At 73.0% G+C, this 20,448-nt stretch carries 23 protein-coding genes; 7 read left to right on the top strand and 16 right to left on the bottom strand.

Annotated elements, in window-relative coordinates; genetic code table 11:
• Positions 1-213 precede the first annotated feature (213 nt).
• The 3 genes from F0L46_RS14100 to F0L46_RS14090 form a co-directional block, all read right to left on the bottom strand.
• Positions 214-1,263 (bottom strand): SDR family oxidoreductase, encoded by a 1,050-nt coding sequence (locus F0L46_RS14100; protein WP_149818581.1) that lies wholly within the window; start codon positions 1,261-1,263, stop codon positions 214-216.
• Positions 1,264-1,426: 163 nt separating this feature from the next.
• Entirely contained in the window at positions 1,427-1,951 is a 525-nt protein-coding gene (locus tag F0L46_RS14095) for an ester cyclase (RefSeq protein ID WP_149818579.1), read from the bottom strand.
• A gap of 15 nt (positions 1,952-1,966) precedes the next feature.
• Positions 1,967-2,689, bottom strand: a complete 723-nt coding sequence (locus tag F0L46_RS14090) for an SDR family oxidoreductase (RefSeq protein ID WP_149818577.1) — start codon at positions 2,687-2,689, stop codon at positions 1,967-1,969.
• A 258-nt stretch (positions 2,690-2,947) separates the two neighbouring features.
• On the opposite strand from F0L46_RS14090, the gene F0L46_RS14085 reads away from it, so the two are divergent.
• The 3 genes from F0L46_RS14085 (at position 2,948) to F0L46_RS14075 (ending at position 4,537) form a co-directional block, all read left to right on the top strand.
• Entirely contained in the window at positions 2,948-3,361 is a 414-nt protein-coding gene (locus F0L46_RS14085; protein WP_149818574.1) for a hypothetical protein, read from the top strand.
• A 62-nt stretch (positions 3,362-3,423) separates the two neighbouring features.
• Complete coding sequence (locus tag F0L46_RS14080) at positions 3,424-3,690, top strand: hypothetical protein (RefSeq protein WP_149818572.1); 267 nt, start codon at positions 3,424-3,426, stop codon at positions 3,688-3,690.
• 94 nt (positions 3,691-3,784) lie between these two features.
• Positions 3,785-4,537, top strand: a complete 753-nt coding sequence (locus F0L46_RS14075) for an SDR family oxidoreductase (protein WP_149818570.1) — start codon at positions 3,785-3,787, stop codon at positions 4,535-4,537.
• A gap of 125 nt (positions 4,538-4,662) precedes the next feature.
• On the opposite strand, the gene F0L46_RS14070 is transcribed toward F0L46_RS14075, so the two are convergent.
• The 5 genes from F0L46_RS14070 to F0L46_RS14050 all read right to left on the bottom strand — a co-directional run bounded on the left by F0L46_RS14070 (position 4,663) and on the right by F0L46_RS14050 (position 9,077).
• Positions 4,663-5,007, bottom strand: a complete 345-nt coding sequence (locus tag F0L46_RS14070) for a hypothetical protein (protein WP_149818568.1) — start codon at positions 5,005-5,007, stop codon at positions 4,663-4,665.
• A 3-nt stretch (positions 5,008-5,010) separates the two neighbouring features.
• The gene (locus F0L46_RS14065) at positions 5,011-5,574 is read right to left on the bottom strand and encodes a cytochrome b (RefSeq protein WP_276315547.1); all 564 of its coding nucleotides are present in this window, start codon (positions 5,572-5,574) and stop codon (positions 5,011-5,013) included.
• The gene (locus F0L46_RS14060) at positions 5,571-6,683 is read right to left on the bottom strand and encodes a catalase family peroxidase (protein WP_149818566.1); all 1,113 of its coding nucleotides are present in this window, start codon (positions 6,681-6,683) and stop codon (positions 5,571-5,573) included. The genes F0L46_RS14065 and F0L46_RS14060 overlap by 4 nt, the downstream gene beginning before the upstream one ends.
• An 87-nt stretch (positions 6,684-6,770) precedes the next feature.
• Complete coding sequence (locus tag F0L46_RS26875) at positions 6,771-7,598, bottom strand: helix-turn-helix domain-containing protein (protein ID WP_149818564.1); 828 nt, start codon at positions 7,596-7,598, stop codon at positions 6,771-6,773.
• A gap of 228 nt (positions 7,599-7,826) precedes the next feature.
• Positions 7,827-9,077: a cupin domain-containing protein gene (locus F0L46_RS14050; protein WP_149818562.1), complete on the bottom strand. Its 1,251-nt coding sequence runs from the start codon at positions 9,075-9,077 to the stop codon at positions 7,827-7,829.
• Between the two features lie 312 nt (positions 9,078-9,389).
• On the opposite strand from F0L46_RS14050, the gene F0L46_RS14045 reads away from it, so the two are divergent.
• Positions 9,390-10,115 carry a YoaK family protein gene (locus F0L46_RS14045; RefSeq protein WP_149818560.1) on the top strand — a complete coding sequence of 242 codons (726 nt, stop codon included), beginning with the start codon at positions 9,390-9,392 and terminating at the stop codon, positions 10,113-10,115.
• Between the two features lie 114 nt (positions 10,116-10,229).
• Here F0L46_RS14045 and F0L46_RS14040 read toward each other — a convergent pair whose 3' ends face one another.
• Positions 10,230-10,763, bottom strand: a complete 534-nt coding sequence (locus F0L46_RS14040) for a Dps family protein (protein ID WP_149818559.1) — start codon at positions 10,761-10,763, stop codon at positions 10,230-10,232.
• 174 nt (positions 10,764-10,937) lie between these two features.
• Positions 10,938-11,450 carry a hypothetical protein gene (locus F0L46_RS14035; RefSeq protein ID WP_149818557.1) on the bottom strand — a complete coding sequence of 171 codons (513 nt, stop codon included), beginning with the start codon at positions 11,448-11,450 and terminating at the stop codon, positions 10,938-10,940.
• A gap of 294 nt (positions 11,451-11,744) precedes the next feature.
• Here F0L46_RS14035 and F0L46_RS14030 point away from each other — a divergent pair, with 294 nt between their 5' ends.
• On the top strand, positions 11,745-13,151 hold the full coding sequence (locus F0L46_RS14030; RefSeq protein ID WP_149818555.1) for a cytochrome ubiquinol oxidase subunit I: 1,407 nt from the start codon (positions 11,745-11,747) through the stop codon (positions 13,149-13,151).
• Between the two features lie 3 nt (positions 13,152-13,154).
• On the top strand, positions 13,155-14,147 hold the full coding sequence (locus F0L46_RS14025) for a cytochrome d ubiquinol oxidase subunit II (RefSeq protein WP_149818553.1): 993 nt from the start codon (positions 13,155-13,157) through the stop codon (positions 14,145-14,147).
• On the opposite strand, the gene F0L46_RS14020 is transcribed toward F0L46_RS14025, so the two are convergent.
• From F0L46_RS14020 to rclC, 5 genes are all read right to left on the bottom strand, one after another.
• Positions 14,102-14,440: a hypothetical protein gene (locus F0L46_RS14020; RefSeq protein ID WP_149818551.1), complete on the bottom strand. Its 339-nt coding sequence runs from the start codon at positions 14,438-14,440 to the stop codon at positions 14,102-14,104. The genes F0L46_RS14025 and F0L46_RS14020 overlap by 46 nt on opposite strands.
• Before the next feature lie 81 nt (positions 14,441-14,521).
• Complete coding sequence (locus tag F0L46_RS14015; protein ID WP_149818549.1) at positions 14,522-15,562, bottom strand: PAS domain-containing sensor histidine kinase; 1,041 nt, start codon at positions 15,560-15,562, stop codon at positions 14,522-14,524.
• A gap of 76 nt (positions 15,563-15,638) precedes the next feature.
• Positions 15,639-16,643, bottom strand: coding sequence for an alpha/beta hydrolase (locus F0L46_RS14010; RefSeq protein WP_149818547.1), 1,005 nt, complete (start codon positions 16,641-16,643; stop codon positions 15,639-15,641).
• Positions 16,644-16,654: 11 nt separating this feature from the next.
• On the bottom strand, positions 16,655-17,536 hold the full coding sequence (locus F0L46_RS14005) for an MBL fold metallo-hydrolase (protein ID WP_149818545.1): 882 nt from the start codon (positions 17,534-17,536) through the stop codon (positions 16,655-16,657).
• Between the two features lie 44 nt (positions 17,537-17,580).
• The gene (gene rclC / locus F0L46_RS14000; RefSeq protein ID WP_149818543.1) at positions 17,581-18,207 is read right to left on the bottom strand and encodes a reactive chlorine resistance membrane protein RclC; all 627 of its coding nucleotides are present in this window, start codon (positions 18,205-18,207) and stop codon (positions 17,581-17,583) included.
• 359 nt (positions 18,208-18,566) lie between these two features.
• On the opposite strand from rclC, the gene F0L46_RS13995 reads away from it, so the two are divergent.
• Positions 18,567-18,911: a carboxymuconolactone decarboxylase family protein gene (locus F0L46_RS13995; protein ID WP_149818655.1), complete on the top strand. Its 345-nt coding sequence runs from the start codon at positions 18,567-18,569 to the stop codon at positions 18,909-18,911.
• 74 nt (positions 18,912-18,985) lie between these two features.
• Here F0L46_RS13995 and F0L46_RS13990 read toward each other — a convergent pair whose 3' ends face one another.
• The gene (locus tag F0L46_RS13990) at positions 18,986-20,443 is read right to left on the bottom strand and encodes a YncE family protein (RefSeq protein WP_149818541.1); all 1,458 of its coding nucleotides are present in this window, start codon (positions 20,441-20,443) and stop codon (positions 18,986-18,988) included.
• Positions 20,444-20,448 lie beyond the last annotated feature (5 nt).

The following is a 20,448-nucleotide window of genomic DNA, read 5'->3' as shown; positions in this document are numbered from 1 at the left end:
GTCGGCCGACCGCGAGCCCCTAAGATAGGCGTGGCAGATGGAGGGCTGTTTTCTGTTCGATTACAATCGGTTCACACTTTCCAGAACTTGCTGTTTTGTCGCGTGGCGGTGCCGGATACTGGCGAACACGAACCTGGCCCGGTCGACATGCGGCCTGTGCGCGGCCGGCGCCGCTCCCGACATCGCGGCGAACGGCATGCCGGCGCGGCGCGCTCACGGAAGAACGCGCTTGGCCTTGAGGCTCGCGATGGCGCCCAGCAGCGAGTCGGTCGAGGGCATGCGCTCCGTGAAGCCGAAGCGGTGGATCTTGCCGACATCGGAGATCACGTCGCTCCCGGTGCGGAACACGAAGTCGCCGAAGCCCCACCCCACCAGGCGGGCGAGGTCCGGCTCGACGAGGCCGTGGCGGCCCGCGATCTCGCGCCAGAGCGGGCCCTTGTCGGCCATGTGACGGGCAAGGGTCAGCGGCACGGGCGGGGCGACGGGGAGGTCGAGGGCCCCGGCGACGTCCTCCCACATCCGCTCCCAGCGGAAGACGTCGCCGTTCGTCACGTTGAAGGCCTCGCCCCCGGCCCGCTCCGTCTCGGCTGCCCAGGCGCTCGCCCGCGCGAGCAGCCCCGCATCCGTGATCTGGGCGAGCGCTCCATAGGCCGCTTCGGTGCCGGGGAAGCGCAGGGGGACGCCGAGCGCCCGCGACAGCTCGGCGAAGGCGCCGATCACGAGGGCGATGTTCATCGGGTTGCCCCAGGCGTCGCCGGCCACGACGTCGGGCCGCAGCGCGACGTAGTCCCAGGCCGCGCGGGCGGAGCGAGCCCGCAGGATGTCCTCCTGCGCCATGTAGAGGTTGGGCGGCATGTGCGGCGGGTCGCTCTCGCGGGCGGGCGTGCGCACCCGGGCGCCGAGATGGATGCCGTAGATCTTGAAGCCCTGGTAGATCACGACCCGGCGCAAGGCCGAGCCCGCCGCCTCCAGCCCGTCGAGGAGGTTGTCGAGCATGGCGGCGTTGCGCGCCGCCTCCGTGGCAAGATCCGGATCGGGCGCGAGGGCCGCATAGAAGACGTGGGTGGTGTCCGCTGCCTCGCGCAACGCCGCGGCGGTGCCGCCGGCGTCGGCGAGATCGGCCGTGATCGTCTCCAGCCCCGGCACGGGTCGCCGCCCGAGACCCCGGACCCGCCAGCCGCGTCCGCGCAGCTCGTCGGCGAGGGCCCCGCCGATGATCCCGTGGGCGCCGGCGACGAGCGCCACCTTGTCGTGCTCCGCCATGCCGCTCTCCTCGAAATGTGCCCGATCAAGTCGAATCGCGGCCGTTCTTGAGCCCACGATCTCCTGCGACGGCGCCGGTTGTCGTGGCTGGCGGCACCTGAACGGCCCGCTCCCGCCATCGATCGCCCCGTCACGAGCCCCGCAAGCCCCATGGGCCAGCCTCTCACGGGTCCGTCTTGACGACGCCCATCTGGCCCAGAAGCGTCAGGTTGTCCTCGATGTGCCAGTTGTCGGTGATCCGGCCGTCCGCCACCTTGAGGAGGTCCGTCGCGTTGAAGCGGATCGCCTGGCCCGTGCCTTTGGTTCCACCGAAGGTTCCGGTGAACGTGCCCGTGAACACCATGTGGACGGTGACGTAGCTGTCCGCCACGATCATCTTCTCGACCCGCACCCGCAGGTCCGGCACCGCGGCCCGGAAGGTGCGGGAGGCGGCGGCGGGGCCCTCGGGCCCCTGCGGGCGCCCGGGCGGCAGGGTGCGGTCGACGAAGCCCGGGGCGATCGCCTGGCGCAGGAGCGCCTCGTCGCCCGTGTCCCAGAATCCGTAGAAGGCTCGGGCGGCGGCGAGGGTCTCCTCGGCGCGGTTCGCCGGCGGGGTCGTGGCGACGACCGTCTCGGCGATCGCGACGGCGCGGGCCGGGCCTGGGGCGGCGAGCGCCAGCAGGCCGGCCGCGAGGGCGTGACGGATCATGGCAACCTCCCGGATTCAGGCGATGGCCCCGCCGCCGTCGACGCGGACGGTGGAGCCCGTGGCGAAGGGGGTGGCGAGGAGGTAGAGGACGGCGTTCGCGACGTCCTGCGCCGTGCCGACGCGGCGCGCCGGCAGGCGCTCGGCGGCGCCCGCGAACATCGCCTCGCGCCGATCCTCGGGCAGGCGGTCCCAGAGCGGGGTGGCGATGAGCCCGGGCGAGACCGCGTTGACCCTCACGGGCGCGAGCTCCAGCGCGAGGCCGCGGGCGAGCGCCTCGAGGCCGGCATTGATGGCGCCCTGGAGCACGGCCGCCGCGGACGGGCGCTCGCTGAGATAGCCCGAGACGAGGGTGAGCGATCCCCCGTCCCGGATGCGCGCCGCCCGCGCCACGCGGTAGGCGCCCCAGAACTTGCTCTCCATGGCGGCGTAGGCATCGGCCAGGGGCAGCGTGCGCACCGGCCCCGAGGGCGTCTGCGCCGCCGAGACGACGACGTGATCCCAGGGCTCTCCCGCCAGGAGCGCGCTCACGGCCGCCTCGTCCCCCGTGTCGAGGACATGGCTCGTGACGCCGGCGCCGAGCCGCGCCCGGGCGCGCTCCAGCTTCTGAGGCGAGCGCGACGCGATCGCGACCGAGGCGCCGGCGGCCCGCGCGGCTTCAGCGACGGCAAGCCCGATCCCCGAGCTGCCGCCGATCACGAGCACGCGGGCCCTATCGAGTGAGGGAAAGGGTTCGGTCATGCATGGCTCCGGGACAGGGTCGGATCCTAATCCGTCCGCGGCCGGCGCCGTTTCGGGATCGTTCGACCGATGCCCCGCCGCGGGCGAAGCCGAAACCGCAGCTCCTGCCCCCGGGCACTGATCAGGCGGATGCGCAAAGCGGTGCGCGATCGCGGAAGCCCCTGGGCCGGAAAGTGGGCACTTCGGTGGGCATCGCGGTCGCGGGACGGTTCGCCGCCGTGTGGCCCAGAGCGGCCGATCCAGCTGGAGGATGCCCATATGCGACTCGCCTTGACCCTCGCGACGCTCCTGCTCGCAAGCGCCCCCGCCCTCGCCCAATCCGCCCCGAGCCACCCGGAGGGCGCCCAGAGATTCGCCCAGGCGCAGGTCCCCTGCTTCGAGCGGGGCTCGAACCAGCGCGCCGGCGGGCCCGCCGACTGCCTCAACAGCCCCACTGGCGGCCTGTCCGTCGCCGACCCGAGCGTCGCCACGCAGCAGGGGATCCCCTGCTACGAGCGGGGCTCGAACCAGCGTGCCGGCGGTCCCGCCAATTGCCTCAACAGCCCCACGGGCGGCATCCCGGTCTCGGATCCGGGCGCTTCGGTGCAGCAGGGCATCCCCTGCTACGATCGGGGCTCCAACCAGCGCGCGGGCGGCCCCGCCAATTGCCTGAACAGCCCCTCGGGACAGTGAGCGACACCCCGGGACCCCGCACCGGCCGCCATCGCGGCCGGTGCCGCACAGGAGGCCGTGCCGTGCCCAAGCTCCTTGCAGCTTTCGCCGTCCTCGTCGCCTGGCCGGCGCTCGCCGCCGGGCAGACGGTCCCGCAGGAGACCCGCGCGGATCGGGGTGCCGTCACGGCGCCCGGCCTCCTCACGGCGCCCTATACCAGCTCGGTCGGGCAGGTGCGCCCGCCGGGGCGGGCCGCCGACGAGGCGCTGGAGCGCACCATCGGCCGGCGCACACCCGACGAGATCCGCGACGACGCCATCGACCGCTCGATCTGCGCCGGCTGCGACTGACGGCCCGCGCCGGTCCCCTGGCACGAGGGCCGTGCCCCCTTCCCCCGGCGGCGCCGGGGTCTCGCCGTTTCCCCACGCATGACAGGAGCCCGCCATGGGCAAGCTCGAAGGCAAGACCGCCGTGATCACGGGCGGCAGCAGCGGCATCGGCCTCGCGACCGCCCGGCGCTTCGCCGCGGAGGGCGCCCACGTCTACATCACCGGCCGGCGCCAGGCCGAGCTCGACGCGGCGCTCGCCGCGGTCGGCCCGGGCGCCACCGCGGTTCGGGTCGATTCGTCGAAGCTCGCCGATCTCGACCGGCTCTTCGATCAGGTCCGGGCCGAGCGGGGCCGGATCGACGTCCTGTTCGCCAATGCGGGCGGCGGCTCGATGCTGCCGCTCGGGCAGATCACCGAGGCGCAGGTCGACGAGATCTTCGGCACCAACGTGAAGGGCACCCTGTTCACGGTCCAGAAGGCCCTGCCGCTGCTCGCAGACGGCGCCTCCGTGATCCTGACGGGCTCCACCACCTCGACGGTGGGGACGCCTGCCTTCAGCGTCTACGCGGCCTCCAAGGCGGCGGTTCGCGCGCTGGCCCGCAACTGGATCCTCGACGTCGGGGACCGGCGCATCCGCATCAACACCTTGAGCCCCGGCCCGACCCGCACCCCGGGCCTCGTCGACCTCGCCGGCCCCGACGCCGCCCGGCAGCAGGGCCTCCTCGATCATCTGGCCGGGCAGGTGCCGCTCGGCCGCGTGGGCGATCCCGACGAGATCGCGAAGGCGGCCGTCTTCCTCGCCAGCGACGACGCGAGCTTCGTGACGGGCATCGAGCTCTTCGTCGACGGCGGCGCGGCCCAGGTCTGAGCGGGAGCCCAAGAGCCGAACGAGCAGGAGCGTAAAGTGCCCGGATGCGCGTCACGGGACCGTGGCGCGCATCCGGGCTCGATCATGTCCATCATGCGGGAGCCGGCCCCCGCGCCCGTGCCGGCCTAGCGCCGCTCCCGGCTCTCGCGCCGGCGGTCGTCGGTGTTGCCCTTCGCGATCTGGAGGCAGACGAGGAGGTCGACATAGGAGGGCGGGCCGCCGGTCCTCGTCTCCTGCGTGCAGAAGCGGCGGTCCGCGTCGGCGAACTCGCCCCATCGGCGGACGAGCTTGGCCCGCGCGTCGCGCTCGTCCGCCGCGCAGTCCCCCTCGGTCCGCCGGTCGACTTGGTCGAGCGCGGCGGCGGCTCTGCAGTCCCGGCTGCCGTCGAAGACGGGAACCCCGGCCGCGTGAGCCGCGCCCGGCGCTCCGGCGAGGGCGGCAAGGAGGACGAGGGATGGCGATAGGTGCATGGATCATCTCCGCAACGCTGCGTCGGGCGCAGGGTGGGCGGGCTGCCGCCAGCCCGTCATGCTGGCCAGCACGCCGTCCCGCCGGACGAGGCCGTGCATCAGCGCGGCCGCGAGGTGGAGAAGGACGATCGCGGCGAGCCCATAGGCCAGAACCGTGTGAAGGCCGCGCAGGGCCGCGTAGAGCACCGGGCTCGCCGGCATGATCGGCGGCAGCACGAGGGGCCCGAACAGGACGATCGGGTAGCGCGCGGCCGACAGCATCGCCCAGCCGACGAGCGGCAGCCCGATCATGAGCGCGTAGAGGGCGACGTGAGAGGCGTGGGCCGTGACCCGCTGCCAGGCGGGCAGGTCGGCCGGCAGGCGGGGCGCGGGGTGGCGCCGGCGATAGGCAAGGCGGATCAGCGCGAGGCACAGGATCAGGATGCCGAGCGGCCGGTGGGCCGAGACCAGCGTGTGATAATCGGCGAGCGAGCCCACCATGGCGACGCCGATGACCAGCATAGCGAGGATGAGAACCGCCATGAGCCAGTGCAGCAGCCGCGCGGGCAGGGGAAAGAGGGGGCTCACAGGGCTGCTCCCTGGACGGGGGGATCTTTGACGGGGCTCGGCGACTTGGGCTCCCCGGCCCGGCGCGTGAACGACTGGGAATAGGCGGCCGAGCGGGCGCTGAGCAGGGGATCGTCGGACGGCGCGATGCCGTCCGGCAGGACGAGAGGATCGAAGTTCACGTCGCGGCAATTGCCGGGTCCCTCGGCGGCCGTGCCGGTGAGGACGAGGGTTCCGGCGTCGACCGTCTTCCGGTCGGAGGGCCAGGGCAAGGTCGCGTCCGCCGTGGGGTCGCCCGGGCGGCCGAGGGTCACCACGAGGCGCCAGCGCAAGGGAGCCCGCCGCAGCTCGGCTTCCAGATCGTCGAAGAGGTAGTTCGGGTCGGCGCGGCCCGCGTCAGCCGCACCTTGCGCGACCGGCGCGCGCTCGGGCACCATGGCCCAGCGCACGGGCGTCTCGGTCCCGTCCGCCGCGACGAAGCGGTAGGCGTTGAGGCTCGCATAGGTGCTGTCGGCGAAGCCCGAGGTGATCGTGCGCGCGTTGATGAGGGCCGCGGCGCGTACGCTTTCTGGATGGGCGGCGAAGAACGCCTTCATCCGCGCGGGGTCGGGCTTGCCGGTCGCCGGATCGGGCTTGCCCGCGAGGATCTGCTCGTAGAAGGCCTCGGGCGTGCGTACCAGGAAGACCGGGAGGCTGTTCATGCCCGTGCGCCATTCCTCGCCGTCCGCCAGCCGGACGCGCAGGGCGAGGCTGCGTACGGTGCCGGCCGCGTCCGCTGCGTCGGGCGTGCCCACCGCGAGCGCCACCCGGCCGGTGATCGGCAGGACGACCCCGGGGGCCAGCATCCGGACCCGGGTGAGCCCTGCCGCCGCGCCGCTGCTCTCGAACCGCCCCTCGACGCACAGGCCCTTGGCATGGTTGCGCCGGAAGCCGGGATGAACCCCGTTCACCTCCTGGAAGCCGTCGATCATGCGCTCCGGGGTGAGGCGCCCGGGCGACAGCCAGCCGCCCGCATAGGCGAACCCGCTGGCGCTCGCGGCCGTCACGGCGCCGATCGCGCAGAGGCGCAGGATCACGGCACGGGGGCTCAGCCCCCCGGCGCCGCCGGTGATCTGGTCGAGCAAGGACATGGGGCCGCCTCCAGGGCGTTCACGCGAGGGGCGGGGGCGGGTCGGCCCGCGCCGAGGACGCCCGCTGCGCGGCGGGCGCCGCTGGCCTCACCAGGGACGCGCTTCGGCGGCAGTCCGCCGGGGCGGCGCCAAGACGCGGCCCTGCGCCTGGCGCCAGCGCGCGGGCGTCTGCCCGACGAAGCGCTTGAACACGGTGGTGAAGTGCGCCTGCGTCTGGAAGCCGACGCTCAGGGCGACCTGGACGAGGCTCTCGTTCGAGCCGGCCAGGATCTCCTGGGCGCGCTCGATGCGCCGGCGCAGCACGTAGGTGTGCGGGCTCACGCCGAGGCTGGCGCGGAACTGCGTCGCGAAATACATCCGGGTGAGGCCCGCCGTGCCGGCGAGGTCGGCGAGGCTGAGACGCTCGGCCAGGTTCTCCTCGATATGGCGCATGACGCGGTTGAGGCGCCATTTCGGCAGGGGCGAGGCGGGCCGGCGCGCCGGCCGCGGATCGGCCCGCTCCATGATCCGCGCCGCGATGGCGAGGCTCATGGACTGGGCGTAGAGCTGCTGCACGGGCTGCCCGCTCGCGCGGGCGGCCACCAGGGCGAGTCCTAAGCGGCGGATCTCGGGGCGGCCCGCCAGGCTCGCCGTCTCGGCGTCGTCCGCGGCCCGCACGAGGGCGGCCGCGACGCCGGGCTCGAGATCGACGGGGTAGAACATCGCGTCGCTGGACGGCGCGTCCGTCTCGCCCGCGAGCGTCGCGGGGCCGACCTCGATGAGCGCGCGCTCGCCCGGCCCGGGGCAGACCCGCAGCGCGACGGACGCCTCCGGCAGGTCGAGATGCAGGCTGCGCCACCGGGTCTCGCCGTCGGGCGCCGGGCCGTAGACCAGGGGGAGGGGCCGGCCGGCGTGGGGGGGAGCTTCGAGGTACATGGGGCCTCCAGGCATGGGTTAGGTCGCCTGAGATGATCGGCCCGATGCGTCCGCCTCGATATCGAACGCTGGTGTCCGGGGCATAAGCCTTCGGCGGCCCGACCCTACACCTTGGTATCGCCGAGCCGTCGGCGCGTCTGGCCGCGGGCGGGGCCCCATGCGCGACGGGAGGGCGGCCCGTGCGAGCCGCCCTCCCGTCGATTCGTCGTCGCAGCCTGGGCCGCGGATCTAGCGCGGCATGACCTCGGCGCGGTCCTTCGGGAGGCGCTCGACCACCGCCGGGTCGAGGTTGAGGGTCGCCGCCACGATGGCCGGCGGGGTCATGGCGAGCCACTGGGTCAGCGAGAACTCCGCGTACCGGTTCGTCCGGAAGATCTCCATGAAGACCGCGTCGGTGCTGCCGGTGTTCTCGATGTAGTGGCCGAGGTTCTTCTTGACCACGCCGATGTCGCCCGCGCGGAAGTCCGCCGTCTGGGCCGCAGGGCCCGTGTCGAACACCGTCATCCGGCCCTCGCCCGCGATCCAGTACTGCCATTCGTCGGCGTTGGGATGCCAGTGCATCTCGCGGATGGCGCCGGGCTTCAGGGTCACCATCGCCGCCGCGATCGTCGTCGAGACCTCGAAGTTCCGGCTGTCGGCGATCTGGACCTGGCCGCCCGCCGTGACCTTGTCGGGCCGCTTGCCGGCAAGATCGAAGATGAAGGGGCGGGGCGGATCGCCGAGGGGGCCGCGGACCGAGGCCTGGTCGGCGGCGAGCGACCCGGGGGGCTCGCCCTGGAAGATCCAGCGGTTCTGGAGCGGGATGTTGCGGAAGGTCTCCGCCGGCATGCCGAAGTTCTTCGCGAGAACCTCGGGCGGCGTGTGGGCGACCCAATCGGTCACCAGAAGGGTGTTGTACTCCGTCTGCTCGCCGTTATCGAAGGCGAGGACGAACTCGGCGCCGTCGGGGCCGATGCCCTGGAGCCCGTGCGGGAAGCCCGCCGGGAAGTACCAGAGCCCGCCCGCCTTCACGTCGGCCACGGAGGCGCGGCCGTCCTCGTCCATCACCGTCACGCGCACGGCGCCGTTGGTGACGACCGCCCATTCGGCCTGCTGGTGCCAGTGCAGCTCGCGGATGCCGCCGCGCGAGAGGCGCATGTTCACGCCCGATATCTGGTCCGAGACGCTGAAGTCGTGCTTCGTGACCTGGCGCGCCCAGCCCCCGTTCTGCTGCCGGCGCGGGGCGGTGTTGAACGAGTTCCAGAATCGCCCCATCGAGCCGACATCGGTCGCCGGCGGATCGGTGAACGACGGGAGGTTGCGCGCGAGGTCCGGGTTGCTCGGCCCGGGGTCGGTCACGCTCCCGGGATTGGCGTTGATCGCACCCTGGGGCGGCAGGTCGGGGTTGCCGAACGTGGCGGCCTGGGCGGCCTGCGTGAGGACGAGACCTCCCGCCGCGCCCGCCGCCAACAAGCCGCGCCTCGATAGCGTATCGGACATCGTCGATCTCCCTGATGGATCGGTCGACGATGAGCGCTCCGCCGTCCGGCATCTTTCGAAGACCGCCGCGGACTTCGCGATCGCCCGACCCGGGCGGCGGCGCACACGGATCCCAGGCCGTCGACGGGACCCGCGCGCGATGCCCGTGCGCGCTGAAAAGAGCGCCGGCACCAGAGGTCCGATGATGCGGGCGGGCGCTCCCGCCCGGATGGCGCTCGCCCGGCGCCTCGAACCCGAGGTGACGCGGATGAAGGTTCCGGGCCTGGCGCCCCTCTTGGCCGTAACGGGCCGCCACGATGCCGGGTCCACTCCATGACAGCCGGCGGGTCGGGGAGCGGTCAGGCGCGGGCCGCCGACGCGGCGAGCCGCATCGCCCGCGATCCGCCGGGCGGGTTCGCCCTGACCCTGACGCTCGGAGCCCTCACGGGCTGGGTCGACGCGGTCGGCATGTTGCGCGCCCATGCGGGGTACCCGTCGTTCATGAGCGGCAACAGCACCCTGCTCGCCGTCGCGACGGTCACCCTGGACATGGGGCACGCGGCAGCGCTCGCGGGGCTGATCGGCGCGTTCCTGGCCGGCATCGTTGGGGGCGAGCTCCTGCGGGGCGCTCTCGGCCCCCGCGGCGAGCCCGCCTTCATCGCGATCGAGGCGGTGCTGCTCGCCGTCGCGGCCGCGAGCGCGGGGGCGAACGCAGCGCCCATCGCGACGCTCCTCGTCCTCGCCGCGGCGATGGGGCTTCAGAACGCCGTCGCGCGTCAGGTCGGCGGCGTCCCCGTGAGCCTCGTCGCGATCACGGGCACCCTGATCCAGGCGGCCCGGGCCTTCGTGGACGCGCTTCGGGGAATATCCTCGATCCGCGCCGCCGCGCCCTATCTGGCCTTGTGGCTCGCGGTCCTGTCGGGCGCGGGCGCGGGCACCCTGGCGGTGCTGCACGGACCGCCGGGCGCGATCGACCTCGCCTGCCCGGCCGTGGTGGCGGCGCTCGCCGCGGCATGGCTCTCCGTCGCTTCGCGACGGCGCCCCATCGCGGGGCGGTGAAGGGCCGGCTTTACGCCCCGCTCGTCCGGCTGGGCCCACAGGCGAACCGACCCGCCGGACAGCGACGATGCCGGCGCCCCTGCGGAGCACCGGCGTCATCTCCAGGCCGGCAGCTCAGTGGCCGCTGGAATCGGCGCGACGTCCGGCCTCGAACAGGAACCAGACCCGCCGCTCGGCCTCGTCGATGAGCGGTTCGAGCACGCTCGCGGTCGCCACGTCGCGGTGGCTGTCGCACAGATCGTGCGCCTCGCGCAGGCGCGCCGTGTAGGCGAGCGTGTCGTCGCGCAGCTCGGCCAGCATGTCGCTGGGCTCGACAAAGACCGCATCGTTGTCGGGGATCCGCGCCAGGCGCGCGACGTGGCCGACCGAGCGGATCGTCGTCTCGCCGAGCTTGCGCACCCGCTCGGCGAGCACGTCGATGATCGGGAGGAGCTGCGCCGCCTGCTCGTCGAGGAGCAGGTGATAGTCGCGGAAATGCGGGCCGCTGACGTGCCAGTGGAAGTTCCGCGTCTTGAGATAGAGCGCGAACGTGTCGGCGAGGATCGCGTTCAGCGCCCCCGCGATGTCGTGCACCGCCGATTGCGGCAGGTCGCTCGGGCCGCGCAGCGCGCTGGCCTGGCGGTGGAGAAGGCTGGGCATCGATGTCATGGGAGGGCTCCTTGCAGGGGTTCAGGCTTCGGGGCGGGGTGAAGGCGCGCGCGATCTCGAGCCGGGCGGGGCTGGCCCCGGCTGCGCGGTCCGCGCCCATCCTGGCGTCGGCACGGCGCCGATGATTTCGAGCCCGTGCTCCGCTTGTCGGTTTCGGTGCAGCACCGTCGTGGCTCACCGGCTCGGCGACGGGCCGGAGGGGAGGGCGCGGGCGAGGGTCCGGCGAATCCAGGCGACCCGGGAGAGACCCTCCTTGCGGGCCGCGTCGTCGACGCCGGCGAGGGTCTTTGGCGCCAGCGGCAGGTCGACGAGGATCGCCGCCTCGTCGTCCGAACCATAGACCGCCTCGGTCGCCCGGGCCGCGAAGGCGCGCACCCGCGCGACCCGCTCGTGGCGGGTCAGCCCCGGAAGGCTGGACACCGAGCGGCAATAGGCGCCGACCAGCCCGTCGATCACCTCGAGATCGTCCAGGCCCCCGGCCCGAAGCCGCGCTGCCGCATCGGCGAGGCGCGCCGGATCCTCGCCCCCGGCCACCGCCGGCCCGAGGTCCGGGGCGGGCGACGACGCAGGGATCGCCGGCCCGCAATCGAGACCATCGGCATAGGCCGCGGGCGCAAAGGCGAGGGATCCGGCCAGGGCCGCGAGGGCCAGCCGGTGCGCGGGACGCCGGGCGGATGATCGGAGCATGGGCGGACCTCGTGGGCTCGCGGCGCCGGGGTTGACGCCCGCCGATCAGGGGCGCTCGCGGCCCGCCCGTCTTTCGCGAACGATCGCGGCCAGGCGGGCGGCGAGGGGGCCGGACGTGCGAATCCGGCAAAGGGGGCCGGGGGCGAAAGACCTGCCGCGGCAGGCGGCTAGGGTTGACGGCTCTCATGGGCGGGAGCCGCCCGTGCCGGGGGCGAACCGCCCGGATCACAGGCGCGCCGCGCCACGCCCCTTCGGCCCCGGGCGGCGTCGCGCGAACGCGCAGGAGATCCCAGCATGGACGCCGTCGACGTCGCCCGGATGCAGTTCGCGTTCACCATCGCGTTCCATATCCTGTGGCCGACCTTCACGATCGGGCTTGCCGTGTTCCTGGCGGGCCTCAGCCTCGCCTGGTGGCGCACCGGACGCACCGTCTATCGGGACCTGCTGCGGTTCTGGTCCCGCATCTTCGCGCTCGCCTTCGGCCTCGGCGTGATCTCGGGGATCGTGCTGAGCTACCAGATCGGGGCCAACTGGGCGGGCTTCTCGCGGTCCGTGAGCAACGTGATCGGGCCCTTCCTGATGTACGAGGCGCTCACGGCCTTCTTCCTCGAGGCGGGCTTCATCGGGATCGTGCTCGTCGGCGAGAAGCGCGTCGGGCGCGGCGCCTACGCCTTCGCCTGCTGCATGGTCGCGCTCGGCACCCTGCTCAGCACCACCTGGATCATCGCCGCCAATTCCTGGATGCAGACGCCCGGGGGCGCCGTAGCCGACGCGAACGGCATCTTCCACGTGGTCGATTGGTGGGCGGCGGTGTTCACGCCCTCCTTTCCCTACCGGCTGGCCCACATGGTGTGCGCGAGCCTCGTCACGACGTCGTTCATGGTCGCCGGCATCTCGGCGGTCCATCTGTGGCGCGGCATGCACGGCGAGACGGCCCGCATGGCCTTCTCCATCGCGATGTGGGCGGCGCTCGTCCTGACCCCTGCCCAGATCGTGCTGGGCGACCTGCACGGGCGCAACACCTTCGTCCACCAACCCGCCAAGCTCGCCGCCATGGAGGGCGCCTGGGAGACCCGGGCCGGCGCCCCCATGACGATCTTCGCCTGGCCCGACATGACCCAGGCCCGCAACCTCTACGCCGTCGAGGTGCCCCACGTCGCGAGCCTCTACCTCACCCACAGCTGGGACGGGGTCGTGCGCGGCCTCAAGGAGTTCCCGCGCGACCAGTGGCCCGTGGTGCCGATCGTGTTCTTCGCGTTCCGCATCATGGTGGGCATCGGCCTCCTCCTCGCCCTGACGGCGGTGATCGGCGCCGTGCTGCGCTGGCGCGGGCGCCTGACCGGGACGCGGTGGTTCCTGGCGCTCTCGATGGCGGTCGCGCCCTTGGGCTTCGTCGCGGTCCTGGCGGGCTGGATCACCACGGAGACGGGGCGCCAGCCCTACGTGGTCTATGGCCTCCTGCGCACCGCCGACGCCGCCTCGCCGCTCCAGGTGGGGGCCGTGACGGCCTCCTTCGCGATGTTCGTCGCCGTCTACGGCGTCCTGTTCGCCGCCTTCGTCTGGTTCCTGGCGCGCCTGGTCTGGGCCGGGCCGGCGATCGAGGAGGGCGACGTGCCCTTGAGCCCGGACGCCGCCGCGCCCGTCCTCGCCGCCCGCCCAAGGATGGGCGGCCTTCGCCACGACGCGATCCCCGGGGAGTGAGCCATGGACCTGCCCCTCGCCTTCGCCGCGCTGGCGGCCCTCGTGATCGTCTTCTACGTGCTGCTGGACGGCTTCGATCTCGGCATCGGCATCCTGTTCCTCGCCGCCCCGCGCGACCGGGACCGGGACCTCATGATGGAGAGCGTCGAACCCGTCTGGGACGGCAACGAGACCTGGCTCGTCATGGGCGGCACGCTGCTCTTCGCCGCCTTCCCGGCCGCGTACTACATCCTGCTGCCGGCCTTCTACCTGCCGGTCATGATGATGCTGTTCGGGCTCGTCGCCCGGGGCGTGGCCTTCGGCTTCCGGGGCCACGCGACGCGGTTGCAGGTCCTGTGGGACTGGGCCTTTTCCGGCGGGTCGGTCCTCGCCGTGCTGGGCCAGGGCTTCGTGCTCGGCGGCTTCATCGGCGGCGTGCCGGTCGCGGACGGGATGTTCGCGGGCGGGACCTTCGGGTCGTTCACGCCGCTGGGCGCGCTGTGCGGCCTTGGCCTCCTCGGGGGCTATGCGCTGCTCGGCGCCGGCTGGATCATCTGGCGCACGGACGGCCCGACCCAGGCCTTCGCCCGGGGGGCGGCCCGGGGCGCGATCGTGGTGGTGGCCGTGATGATGGCCCTGGTGAGCGCCTGGACCGCCACAATCCCCGAGGTGCGCGACCGCTGGTTCGCCTGGCCGAACGTCGCCCTCCTGGCCCCCGTGCCGCTCGTGACGGCCGCGGTCGTCGTCGCCGTCTGGCGGGCCGTGCCCGGGCCGGACGAGACCCGCCCCTTCCTTCTCGGGATCGGGCTCTTCCTCCTGGGCTTCCTCGGCCTGATCGTGAGCCTGTGGCCCTTCGTCGTGCCCCGCTCCGTGACGGTCTGGGACGGCGCGGCGGATCCCCAGACCCTCGCCTTCATCGGGGTCGGCCTAGTGCTCGTCCTGCCCGTCGTGGTCACCTACCAGGCCTATGCCTACCGGGTCTTTCGCGGCAAGGTAGGAGCCCATCCCGAGGGTTGAGAGGCGCGCGGGGGCCGGCTCAGAACAGCCGTCGTCGCGACGTGCCGGGCCTGAAGGGTCGTCCAGGCCGACAGGCCCGCATAGCGCTCGCGCCGCCAGCCCGGATAGGTCGGGCGGCCGATCAGGGCATCGAGGATCAGGGCGGGCCACGGCAGGAGGAGCGCGAGCAGGAGCCAGGTCCGCGTCGCCTCGGGCGAGCGCCGCGCGGGGATCCTGACGGCAAGCCCGATCCGGATCACCCACTCGGACAGGAGATGGAGCAGGACCCAGCCGCCGTATCGCTCGAAGATCACGCATCCGCTCCGGATGGGGGCACCGCCCGCATCATAGGCCAGGCGCCCGCCCGTGACGCGCCCCCTCGAGGCCGGCGCCCTTTAGGGATGCCCCCGCAACGGGAGCCGGGGCGCTCCGGCGTTGGTGCAGGTGAGCCCGTGGGGCGCGAACTCCCAGGTGACGGAGCCGCCCAGGCCCGCCGCGAGGCAGCGCTCGACGAGCCGGGTGCCGAAGCCGCGAACGGCGGGAGGGCGGACGGGCGGGGCGCCCGTCTCGCGCCAGACAAACTCCGTCACCGGTCCCGCCCGGTCGACCACGATCCGGACATGCCCGCCGGGCCGGGCGAAGGCGCCGTATTTCGCCGAGTTCGTCGCGAGCTCGTGCAGGGCGAGGCTGAACAGGAAGGCCGAGCGCGACGGCAGCAGGATCGAGGGGCCCTCCACACTGACCGAGCCCCCATCCCGCCGGAAGGGGCGCAGCTCGCGCTCGACGAGGCATTGGACCGTGGCGTCCCGCCGGGCCTCCTCGTGCACCTCGTGCGCCCGGCCGAGCGCAGCGAGGCGCCCGTAGAACGTGGACTGGACCGCCGGGGGCACCCCGGCTCTCGCGAAGGCCTCGCCCGCGAGCGACTGGACGATCGACAGCGTGTTCTTCAGGCGGTGGGCGAGATCGAGCACGGTCCCGTCGGCCCCCATGCCGCCCGGGCCCGTCGTCCGCTCCTGGACGAAGCGGATCACCGACTCGGGACGCCCCTGGTCATCGAGCACGGCGCACAGCGTCGCCTCCACGGGCACGGCCCCCGCCAGGCATCTCATGCCCTGGCGCAGCGTCACCGCCTCGCCCTGGACCAGGGCTCCGAAATCGATGATGTCGCTCAGGACGTGCTCGGGATGCGACAGCTCCGTGAAGTGCCGGCCGACGAGGTCGCGAAGGGCCAGGCCGGCGAGGCGGCAGAACGCGTGGTTGGCGCAGACGATGCGCCCGTCGAGGTCGAGCTCCGCCATCCCGACGGACAGGACCGTGTCGAGCAGGGGGAGCCTGCCCGCCGCCCCGCCCGGCAGGGGCCCGGGCTCCTGGTCGAGCCTGCGCAGAAGCCGGCGCAGGCGCTCGGCGTTGGCTCCTTCGGGGGCTTGGGGAAGCATGGGGTCCTCGACTCGTGGGATCGCGTGCGGACGTGCATTCGGTTTTGGGGCGTCGCCCGACAGGGCTCCCGCCCGTTCAATCCTCGTCGAGAAAGGCCTGGACGGCGTCGAGCGCCTGCCATCGGCCCGTCTCGAGGATGAAGGTGTGGGTGCCGGCCCCGATCTCGACCCAGCGCCAATAGGGCGCGCCCGTGAGGCGGCGGACATAGGCCTGGACCATGTCCGTGGAGAACTCGGCGTCCCATTCGCCGTGAACGGCGAGCACGGGAGCCCGGATGTCGCCTGGATCGTAGAAGGGCCGGCCGGCGGCCCAGTACTCCCGGCTGTCCTGGACCGTGCCGTTCGGGGCGCGGACGACGGGGACGGCCTGAGCCGCGCCCCATGGGTCGGTCGCGAAGGTGGCGTCCGCCCAGGCCTCGAACCAGTCGTCGGGCAGGGTCGCGGCGCGCAGGGGCTCCGGGACGCCCCGCAGCCAGCGCTCGCGCGCCGCCTCGCGGGTGATGAGGCGATAGGCGCCCAAGGCTCCCCCCTGGTCCGACGCGCTCGGCGTGGTGCGTAGCCATTGCGGGGCAAGCAGGACGAGCTTGTGGACCCGCTCGCCGTTCGCCGCCGCATAGGCCCCCATGAGGGTGGTGCCCCAGGACCAGCCCAGGAGGCTGAGCCGCGGGATCCCGCGCCGCGCGAGGATGAAGGCGACGGCGGCGCCGACGTCGCGGATGGCGGTCTCGGTGCGGACGACGGGGGAGGACTGGCTCGCGGGATGGTCCATCTCCGGTGGCCGGGTCGAGCGGCCGTAGCCGCGCACGTCGAGGCAATAGGCGTCGTAGCCATGGCGGGCGAGATGGTCGAGCCACGACAGGCCCGCATGCGGGAGGTCGAAGGCGGAGGCGGCCGGGTAGGAGGAGCCGTGCACCAGGAGGATCGTCCGCTCGGGGGCATAGGTGGCGAGGCCCGCCGCCCGCTTGCCCCGCACGAACAGGCGGATCCCCGGCGTGTCGCTCGGGATCATGTGATCCTCCGACACGATCGCGTCGTCGGCGAAGGGCGCTCCCCTCAAGGAGGCATGGCGCGGATCCGGCATGGAAGGACCTCTCATTCGGCGAAGCGCCAGTCGAAGCGCTCGCCCCGCCGGCTCACGACGCCGGCCGAGGACTGGGCGAAATGGGCCGTGAACACGGTCGCTGCCCGCTCGGCGGCCTCCTCCAGAAGCCAGCGGCGCGAGGCCCGGGCGGCCTCGGGGTCGAGGCAGAAGCTGCTGTTCCAGTCCGGGCGGACGATCTGGAGCGGCTGGTGCATGATGTCGCCCGCGAACAGGCCCTGGCGGTCGGCGCCCCTCAGGCGGATCGCGACATGGCCGGGGCTGTGGCCGGGGGTGGGGTGGAAGGTGAGGCCGTCGCCCACGGACCCCTCGCCGTCGATCAGGTGCGACTGGCCCGAGGCGATCACGGGCAGCACACTGTCCTCGAAGACGCCGGCGTTGAAGCCCTCGCGCCCGGCCGGTCCCGACCAGTGGTCGTGCTCCGCCTTCGAGAAGACGTAGCGGGCGTTCGGGAAGGTGGGCACCCAGCGCCCGTCGACGAGGCGCGTGTTCCAGCCGCAATGGTCGGCGTGAAGGTGGGTGCACAGGACGAAATCGACCGATTCCGGCGTGACGCCGGCCGCGGCGAGGCGGTTGAGGAAGGGGGTGTCGAGCTGGTGGAAGCGGGGGATGTGCGGGCGATGCTTGTTGTTGCCGCAGCAGCTGTCGACGAGGATCGTGTGGTGGCGCGTCCGGATCACCCAGGTGTGGATGCTCGCGATGAAGCGCCCCGCCGCCTCGTCGTAGCAGCCCGGGATCATCATCCCCCGGTTCTCGGCGAGCACGGCCGCATCCCAATCCGGATAGAGGTCGTGCGGGGTGTAGCCGGGCCCGCGCTGCTCGGTCACCCGGGTGACCGAGACGTCGCCGAGCATGAGCGTGAGGGCTTCGGGCATGGCGGTCTCTCCTCGTGATCGGGCGGCCCGGACGGGCTGGGCCCTCAGGTCCCGGCCGCGAGGGTCGAACGGGCGGGAGCGGCGCTGCGGGCCCGCGCGGCATGCTCCAGCACGGCGCGGGCGCTGTCGGCCACCACGAGCCAGCCGCCGGCCAGGAGGGCGACGTCCTTCAACACGAGCCGCCCGGCGCCCGAGAGGTAGGGAAATCCGTATTGCGCGTCGCCCAGGGGCTGGACCCAGACCTCGGGCGTCGTGACGAGGAAGGAGAGCGTGACGAAGGGCGTGAGGAAGGCGAGAACGGCGCCAAGCAGGCCGAGGCGGCGGGATGCGACGCCCACCAGCACAAGGAGCCCGATCGAGATCTCGACGACGCCGAGTCCCTTGGAGAAGATGTAGGTGCGGTTCTGCTCCTGCCAGGACCGCTCGGCGGGCTTGAGCTCGCCCTCGCGCGTCAGGTGCGGCTTGTACTGGTCCGGATGCCCGTAGAAGAACGACATGACGGGGCTGTTCGCCACGAAGGGCGTGATGCTGTCGGCCTCGTAGGGCGCGAACTTCAGTCCGCCGATCCACAGGAAGATGATCGCGATCGCGACCCGCATGGCATGCGTGCCGATGCGGCCCGACCCCCGGCTGGACACCGCTTCCAGGGTGCGGCGGATCGTGGTGTTCATGGTGGATCTCCAGGGTCGGGGCTCGATCGAGCCGCAGGGCACGCGCGAGGCCGGGGCGGGGGTTCGCCGTGCGGGCTCCCCGCGCTCGCTTGAGCTCCGGCGGAGCGCACGTCGTCCCTCGTCTTTGAAGGATCGGGGATTCGGGGTCTTTCGCGTCCGCCTTGCCCGAGGGCGCCGCCCTCGCGGAACGTGCGTTCGTTCCGGACACCTGGCACGTCATCCACGAGCGGATCGCGGGCCGCGCGGCGGCGCCATGCGGACGTGCGAACGGGGAAGCGGAGGGGCGGGGATTGGAGAACCCTTCCCCACGCGGCGGTCGGCTTCGGGCGCGACGCGTGAGCCAGACGAAGGGAACGGCGATGTATCTCGACTGGAACGACTACAGGCGGCAGCTCAAGGCCGGCGTCGGCGAGATCGGCCGCCTGAGCCCCGACACGGTCCGCGGCTATGTGGGCCTGAGCTCCGCCGGGCAGAAGAAGGACGTTCTGGGCGCCAAGACCCGCGAGCTGATCGCGATCGCGGTCGCCGTCACCTTGCGCTGCGACGGCTGCATCACGAGCCACGTCGACGCGGCGATCGGGCTCGGCGCCACAGAGGACGAGATCGCCGAGGCGCTCGGCGTCGCGGTCGCCCTCAACGCGGGCGCCGCCCTCGTCTACTCGACGCGCGTCATGGACGCCTACAGGAACCACCAGGCGACTTGACGGGGCCGGCTCCCGGCGGCGCGGGCGCGACGCGCCCGCCGCGAAGCGCCCCGCCCCGGGGCGGAGCCATGGCTTCAGGGCCGCTCGCTTCGCTGGAGCTGGACCGCCCGGCCCGGCTTGCCGCCCTCGATCCGCACGATGACGAGATAGCGCCGGTCGTCCGAGGGCGCCGTCGCGGGGTCGACGATCTGGCGGATCGGGCCGACGGCGTTGACGATCTGCGCGCCCGCCGGGTTCGCCATGAACCCGGCGAGGGGCTCCAGCCCGCCGGACCCGTCAGGCTTCGAGGCCAGCGCGAGGGCGTAGGGCTTCCCGGGCTCGAGCCCGGTCACGGCCGCCTGCAGGACCTGGGTGATGCCCTGGTCGAACAGCGACACCGTGGTCGCGGCCTCCGCGCCCGGCGCCCCGAGCGTGAGATGCACCGCCGAGGCGGCGGTCCCCAGCGGCTGGAGCCCGTCGCGCCCCGCCCCGGCGCCGGGCACCGCCTCCGGAACGTAGACGAGCGCCTGCGCGGCCTGGCCGTTCGGGATCGTCGCGACAACCTTGTTGGTGGGCGTGTCGATGGCCGTGACGGCGTCGCCGTTCTCGGTCCCCACATAGACGCGCGTGCCGTCCCCCGACGGCCAGAGGCCGTGCGGCAGGGCGCCGACCGGGATCGCGGCGACCTCCTCGAAGCTGTCGGTGCGGAACACCTTGACCTGGTTCAGCCCGCCGATGGTGAGATAGGCGAACTGCCCCTGGGCGGTGCGCGCGAAGTTCACGTGGTTCGTGATCGGCCCGGTGTCGAGGACGCGCAGCACGTCGAAGGGGGGCGTGGCGCGAAACACCATCGCCTTGCCGACATCCTTCAGGGTGAGCCAGACCTGGTCCCCGTCGGGAGCGGCCGCGATGTTGGGGCAGAAGGGCGAGGCCTGCTCGACCCGGCCCGCCACCGCGCGCGTCGCCACGTCCAGCACGACGGTCTGGGGCGTGAAGCTGGAGCAGACATAGGCGTAGCGCCCGTCGGGCGAGAAGATCGTCATGCCGGGCCCGTTGGGAACGGGGATCCGCGCCGTCTCCCGGTAGGTGGCGCCGTCGAGGACGGCGATGTAGTCCTCGCCCCGGACCGACACCCAGACCTCCCGCCCGTCGGGCGTGAAGAAGGCCTCGTGCGGCGAGCGGCCGACATAGGTGGTGTGCTTCACGCGGTTCGTCGCCGTATCGATGAAGCTCACGGCGTTCGAGGCGATCGAGACCACGGCGAGGGTGGTCCGGTCGGGCGAGAAGCCGAGCCCGTGCACGAGCACCTGTCCCCTGTAGAGCGGCGAGAGATTCGCGGGCTGGGGATCGCCGAGGCGGATCACCCCGAGAAGGCTGTTCGACGACGGGTCGATCACGGACACCGTATTGGAGAACTGCTCTGCCGCGTAGACCCGGTCGCGGGCCGAGACGGGAATGTCGGGCGCGCCCGCCGCATAGGGGGCCTGCCCCGCCCCGGCCGGGAGCGGCGCGAGCAGGGCCAGGGACGACGCGAGCATGGCTTGGCGGATCATGGCGG

Origin of the sequence: Salinarimonas soli (genome assembly GCF_008386575.1) — a bacterium.
GTDB lineage: Bacteria > Pseudomonadota > Alphaproteobacteria > Rhizobiales > Beijerinckiaceae > Salinarimonas_A > Salinarimonas_A soli.
The sequence above is the reverse complement of the archived record's forward strand: the minus strand, read 5'-3'. Positions and strand labels throughout refer to the sequence as shown.